The following is a 5,641-nucleotide window of genomic DNA, read 5'->3' as shown; positions in this document are numbered from 1 at the left end:
GGCCGGGAGGGGTTCCGGCGGGTTCGTGGCCGGGAGGGGTTCCGGTGGGGCGGTGGTGGCCGGAGGGGTGGGGGTGGGGGTCGCGCGTTCCAGGAAGCGGAGGAGTTCTACCGGGAAGGGGAGGACCAGGGTGGAGTTCTTCTCCGCCGCGACGGCGATCACCGTCTGGAGGAGGCGGAGCTGGAGGGCCGCCGGCTGGTCCGACATCACCTCGGCCGCTTCGGCCAGCTTGTGCGAGGCCTGGAGCTCCGCGTCCGCGTTGATCAGGCGGGCGCGGCGTTCGCGGTCCGCCTCCGCCTGGCGTGCCATGGAGCGCTTCATGGTCTCCGGCAGGGAGACGTCCTTGATCTCCACGCGGTCGATCTGGACGCCCCAGCCCATCGCCGGGCTGTCGATCATGAGTTCCAGGCCCTGGTTCAGCTTCTCGCGGTTCGACAGGAGGTCGTCCAGGTCGCTCTTGCCGATGATGGAGCGCAACGAGGTCTGGGCCATCTGGGAGACGGCGAAGCGGTAGTCCTCCACGGCGATGAGCGCGCTCGCCGGGTCGACCACCTTGAAGTAGACCACCGCGTCCACCCGGACCGTGACGTTGTCCCGGGTGATGCCCTCCTGGGCCGGGACCGGGAGGGTGACGATCTGCAGGTTCACCTTGTGCAGGCGGTCCGCCACCGGGATGATCATCGCCAGGCCCGGGGGGCGGACGCCCTTGCGGAGCCGGCCGAAGCGGAAGACGATCCCCCGCTCGTACTGCTTCACCACCCGCGTGGCAGCGCCCAGGTAGACCGCGACGCCTGCGGCTGCGGCGATCCCCGCTGTCAGCAGTTGATCGACCATGACGGCCCCCTGCCGGACATACACCTTTTACTAAGGTATGCCCTACAGCCAGGCCGCGAACTCCAGCAGGAGCTCCGCGTCCCGGCGCCGCCCGGCGGACAGGGCGCGCACCCCGGACTCCACCGCCCGGAACACCGTCCAGCCCCGCAGCCGCTCCCGGTCCACCTCCAGGGAGTCGGCGAGCTTGTTCACCCGCCGCCGCGCCCCGGCGGCCCCCGCCGACGCGGCCACCTGGTCCTCCAGGCGGTCCCGCACCAGCCGGGCCAGGTCGTAGGCGCGCTCCCCGACCAGCGGGTCCGGGCCCACCGTCAGCCAGGGCGCCCGCTCGCCCGCCAGGACCTTGCCCTGCCGGAAGTTCCCGTGCAGGAGGAGTTCCTCGGGCGGGTGGGCGACCAGTTGGCTGCGCAGGTCCAGGGCGGTGTCGACGAGGGCACGGGTCTCAGGGGGCGCCGAGCGCAGGGCCTCGGACTGGACGGCCGTGCGTTCGGTCACCGTTTCGAAGGGGTGGCCGGCCGGCGGGCGCACCCAGAGGCGGCGGAGCGTGCCGCAGGCCTCCAGCAGGGCCTTGGCCTCCGGGAGCGAGCGCAGGGACACGTCCGCCTGCAGCCGCTCCAGGAGGATGGCGCCGTCGTCCTCGTGGTGGCGCGAGTCCAGGACCCGTACCGCGCCGAAGCCGCCCCAGTGGGCCAGCGCGGCCAGCTCGCGGTCGGGCCGGGCCCCCGGCGGCGCCAGCTTCAGGGCGGCCGGGGTGCCGTCGGCGTAGCGGACCAGGACCACCAGGCTGCTGCGGCCACCCGGGGCCAGGACGCGCTGGGCCTCCACCTCCCGCCGCTCCAGCGCCTCCTTGGCGAGCTCGGGCAGCCGCTCCAGCCACTGCGTGTCCTGCGCTGTCCGCGGCAGCTCGCCGAGCGCCCGTACGAGCCGCTGCGGCGGTTCGAAAGCCATGCGTGCGTGGTCCCTTTCAGCTGGTACGGCCGCCCTCCGCGCGTTCGGTGAGCCCAGGGAAGGCTACGCCGACACCACGCCAGCGTGCCGCGCGCACGGCCGCCGCGCTCAGGGCGTCAGCCGCGTCCCGGCGCAACTGGCCGTCCGCCGCCCGGACGAGGTCCGAGTACGCGCCCGCCACCCGGTCCTCGATGTCGGCGGCCAGCCGCACGGCGTCGTCCCCGGAGCGCACCTCGAACGGCAGGGCGTACGCGGCCTCCGAGGGCCGGGGCGCGCCGCCCAGCTCCCGTACGGTCCGGGTGAGCCGGTCACGGCGGGACAGGTGCTGGCCGTACGCCTCGCGGGCCTCGGTCGCCCGGGCGGGGTCGATCCGGGCGCCGATGACCCCGTAGCCGTACGCCGCCGCGTGCTCGGCGGCCAGCGCCGCCTGGGCGGCCTCCAGGGCGCGGCCGCCGGGGGAGGGGGAGGGCTTCACGGCGGGGTTCACGAGGAGGCTCCCGGGTTCGAGGTCAGCAGGTAGGCGTGGACGGCCCCGCAGGCCGCCACCGAGGCCAGCAGCCGGGCGAGCTCGCCGGGGGCGCCGGCCAGGGCGATGGTCCGGGCCTCGGACAGGCTCCGCTCGGCGTCCGCGAGCGCGCTCAGGGCCTCGGTGGGCTTCGCGGGGACCTCCGCCCGCCCGGCCGCCGGGGCGCTGGGGGAGGGGGAGCCGGACGGGGACGCCGTCCGGGAGGGTGTCGGGCCGGGCTTGGGGGTGGTGAGGGCCAGGGCCCTGACGTGCGCGGCGACGGCCTCCCGCAGCGGTGTCAGCCGTTCGGTCAGATCGGGGTGGACGGCGGCGGTGGCGTCGTAACGTTCCAGCAGTCGTCCGCTGTCACGGACGGCTCCCTCCCGCATCCGCCGTTCGAGTGAAATCGCGTCATCCGAGGCGGCCGGGCCGCCCCCGCCGGAACACCCGGTGACCAGCGCGGACCCGGCGGCTGCGGCGGCGGCTCCGGCGAGCACGCTCCTGCGTGAGGGCGAGGGCCTCGAAGGCAAGGTCCAGGGCACGGTGCCGTCCTCGGGGTGATGGCGGGACAAGGTGTGATCACCGTACCCGGGGGTCCGCCCGGCGGCGCGGACGGCAACACCCTCCGCGACCGGATACCCTTTGACCTGACACGCGACGGAAAACCACAACAGCACACGCGGCCGAGGAGTCACCCGGATGAGCACCACCCAGAGCGACAGGCTGCGCGGACTGCTGGAGCCGCTCGTCGCCGCCAAGGGCCTGGACCTCGAGGAGATCGAGCTTTCCAAGGCGGGCAGGCGCCGGATGCTGAGGATCGTCGTGGATTCCGACGAAGGCGTGGAGCTGGACGCGTGCGCCGAGCTGAGCCGTGAGGTCTCCGACGCGCTCGACGCGTCCGACGTGATGGGCGAGGACGAGTACGTCCTCGAAGTCAGCTCCCCGGGCGCGGACCGCCCCCTCAGCGAGCACCGCCACTACGTGCGGGCCATCGGCCGTCTCGTGAAGTTCCAGCTGTCCGCCGAAGGCGAGAAGGGTGCCGGGGAACTGGTCGCCCGCATCCTCGGCGTCGACGACGAGGGCATGGACCTCGAAGTCCCGGGCGTGAAGGGCCGCAAGGCGACCGCCCGCCGCGTCGCGTTCACCGACATCGCCAAGGCGCGTGTCGAGATCGAGTTCAACCGCAAGGACAAGAAGGAAGAGGAGGCGTAGCCGTGGACATCGACATGAGTGCCCTGCGGGGTCTGGTCCGGGAGAAGGAGATCTCCTTCGACCTGCTCGTCGAGGCGATCGAGTCGGCCCTCCTCATCGCGTACCACCGCACCGAGGGCAGCTTCCGCCGCGCCCGTGTGGTGCTGGACCGCACCAACGGCCACGTGGTCGTGTGGGCGACCGAGGACCCGCGCGATCTCGAGGAGGGGCAGGAGCCCAAGGAGTTCGACGACACCCCGTCGGACTTCGGCCGGATCGCCGCGACGACCGCCAAGCAGGTGATCCTCCAGCGTCTGCGCGACGCCGAGGACGACCTGACCTTCGGCGAGTTCGCCGGCCGTGAGGGCGACGTCATCACCGGCGTCGTGCAGCAGGGCAAGGACCCCAAGAACGTCCTGGTCGACATCGGCAAGCTGGAGGCCATCCTGCCGGTGCAGGAGCAGGTCCCCGGTGAGGAGTACCCGCACGGGCTCCGCCTGAAGGCGTACGTCGTGCGCGTGGCGAAGGGTGTCCGCGGTCCGTCCGTGACCCTGTCGCGGACCCACCCGAACCTGGTGAAGAAGCTCTTCGCCCTGGAGGTCCCGGAGATCGCCGACGGCAGCGTCGAGATCTCCGCGATCGCCCGCGAGGCCGGCCACCGCACCAAGATCGCGGTCCGGTCCACCCGTGCCGGCCTGAACCCGAAGGGTGCCTGCATCGGCCCGATGGGCAGCCGCGTGCGCAACGTGATGGCCGAACTGCACGGCGAGAAGATCGACATCGTCGACTGGTCGGACGACCCGGCCGAGATGGTCGCGAACGCCCTGTCACCCGCCCGGGTGAGCAAGGTCGAGGTCGTCGACTGGGACTCGCGCTCCGCGCGGGTGACCGTTCCCGACTACCAGCTGTCGCTGGCCATCGGCAAGGAGGGCCAGAACGCCCGCCTCGCCGCGCGCCTCACCGGCTGGCGCATCGACATCCGGCCCGACACCGAGCCGGCGGCCGACGCGGACGCCGACCGGGACTGACCGGAAACGGCGCCCCTGAGGGAATAAATCACTACCGGTCGGCGGTTTCCGGCCGGTAGACAGGGGGTCCTCCTGTGTGAGGGCCCCTCGTGGATCACAACGACATCCGTTCGATTTTTCGCCTGAAGGGGTGAGGTCGGTACGGGGAGGTAGACTTAGGCGTGTCTGGCCGGACGCAAGCCCGCGCATGCCCCGAACGCACCTGTGTGGGGTGTCGGGAGCGAGCGGCCAAGAGCGATCTGCTGCGCATCGTGGCGATCGGGGACGAATGCGTCCCGGATCATCGCGGTACGCTGCCCGGCCGGGGTGCGTACGTGCACCCTGCCGTGGTCTGCCTCGACCAGGCGGTCCGCCGCAGAGCGTTCCCCCGGGCCCTCCGGTCCGCAGGACCGCTCGACACGGAGGAACTGCGCAAAGCCCTGGCCGTACAGGCTGCGGCGACACCGTAAGAAGAAGCACGGCACGGATACCCCGTGCGGTCAGGTACCTCGCGAGTTGGAAGTAGGTCGAGATTGCGATGAGCACTCGATGAGTACGCGATGAGTACGCCCATGAAGTAGCGACGGTCCGGCGTAACCCGGACCTAAAAGGAGCGAAGTGGCTAAGGTCCGGGTATACGAACTCGCCAAGGAGTTCGGAGTGGAGAGCAAGGTCGTCATGGCCAAGCTCCAAGAACTCGGTGAATTCGTCCGTTCGGCGTCCTCGACGATCGAGGCGCCGGTTGTACGCAAGTTGACTGACGCACTGCAGGGGCCCGGCGGCAACGCCGGCAAGTCCGCTGCGAAGCCCGGCGCGCCCCGCAAGGCCGCGCCCGCCAAGCCCGCGGCGCCCTCCCCGGCGACCGCGGCACGTCCTGCCCCCAAGCCCGGCGCACCGGCCCCCAAGCCGGCCGCTGCCGAGGCCCCGGCGGCTCCCGCCCCGGTGACTCCGGCCGCTCCCGGCCCGCGTCCCGGCCCCAAGGCTCCGGCCGCCCCGAAGCCCGCTCCGGCGGCTCCCGTGGCGACCGAGTTCTCCGCGCCCCCGGCCGCCCCCGGGCGTCCGGCCGCGACCCCCGGCCCCCGTCCGACGCAGCAGCGTCCGGCCGCTCCGGGCCAGTCCGGCGCGCGTCCCGGCGCCCCGCGTCCGGCCGGCGCCACCC

8 protein-coding genes are annotated in these 5,641 nt (G+C 72.8%); 4 read left to right on the top strand and 4 right to left on the bottom strand.

The window, feature by feature from the left end:
- The 4 genes from VR44_RS35150 to VR44_RS45575 all read right to left on the bottom strand — a co-directional run.
- Window positions 1–834, bottom strand: an 834-nt coding sequence (locus VR44_RS35150) for a slipin family protein (protein WP_045951709.1), incomplete at its 3' end; no start/stop codon positions are given.
- Window positions 835–876: 42 nt separating this feature from the next.
- Complete coding sequence (locus VR44_RS35145) at window positions 877–1,779, bottom strand: aminoglycoside phosphotransferase family protein (RefSeq protein ID WP_045951708.1); 903 nt, start codon at window positions 1,777–1,779, stop codon at window positions 877–879.
- Window positions 1,780–1,795: 16 nt separating this feature from the next.
- A complete protein-coding gene (locus VR44_RS35140; protein ID WP_045951707.1) occupies window positions 1,796–2,266 on the bottom strand; it encodes a ferritin-like domain-containing protein in 471 nt (156 codons plus the stop codon).
- On the bottom strand, window positions 2,263–2,673 hold the full coding sequence (locus VR44_RS45575; RefSeq protein WP_342669428.1) for a hypothetical protein: 411 nt from the start codon (window positions 2,671–2,673) through the stop codon (window positions 2,263–2,265). Before VR44_RS45575 ends, VR44_RS35140 begins: the two co-directional genes overlap by 4 nt.
- A gap of 310 nt (window positions 2,674–2,983) precedes the next feature.
- Between VR44_RS45575 and rimP the strand changes: the two genes are divergently transcribed.
- The 4 genes from rimP to VR44_RS35120 all read left to right on the top strand — a co-directional run.
- Window positions 2,984–3,496, top strand: a complete 513-nt coding sequence (gene rimP / locus VR44_RS35130) for a ribosome maturation factor RimP (protein WP_045951705.1) — start codon at window positions 2,984–2,986, stop codon at window positions 3,494–3,496.
- 2 nt (window positions 3,497–3,498) lie between these two features.
- On the top strand, window positions 3,499–4,503 hold the full coding sequence (gene nusA / locus VR44_RS35125; protein ID WP_045951704.1) for a transcription termination factor NusA: 1,005 nt from the start codon (window positions 3,499–3,501) through the stop codon (window positions 4,501–4,503).
- A 161-nt stretch (window positions 4,504–4,664) separates the two neighbouring features.
- On the top strand, window positions 4,665–4,952 hold the full coding sequence (locus VR44_RS43315) for a YlxR family protein (protein WP_094192121.1): 288 nt from the start codon (window positions 4,665–4,667) through the stop codon (window positions 4,950–4,952).
- A gap of 148 nt (window positions 4,953–5,100) precedes the next feature.
- Window positions 5,101–5,641: translation initiation factor IF-2 N-terminal domain-containing protein (locus VR44_RS35120; protein ID WP_211275192.1), on the top strand; the 541-nt coding region annotated here is incomplete at its 3' end.

Source organism: Streptomyces katrae, from assembly GCF_000966975.1.
In the GTDB taxonomy this organism is placed as follows: domain Bacteria; phylum Actinomycetota; class Actinomycetes; order Streptomycetales; family Streptomycetaceae; genus Streptomyces; species Streptomyces katrae.
This window is presented reverse-complemented; position numbering and strand designations above follow the sequence as displayed.

Bases quoted from the DNA above. Each gene is read 5' to 3' on its own strand.
- VR44_RS35145 (WP_045951708.1), bottom strand. From the start codon at position 1,779: ATGGCTTTCGAACCGCCGCAGCGGCTCGTACGGGCGCTCGGCGAGCTG.
- VR44_RS45575 (WP_342669428.1), bottom strand. From the start codon at position 2,673: ATGCGGGAGGGAGCCGTCCGTGACAGCGGACGACTGCTGGAACGTTAC.
- rimP (WP_045951705.1), top strand. From the start codon at position 2,984: ATGAGCACCACCCAGAGCGACAGGCTGCGCGGACTGCTGGAGCCGCTC.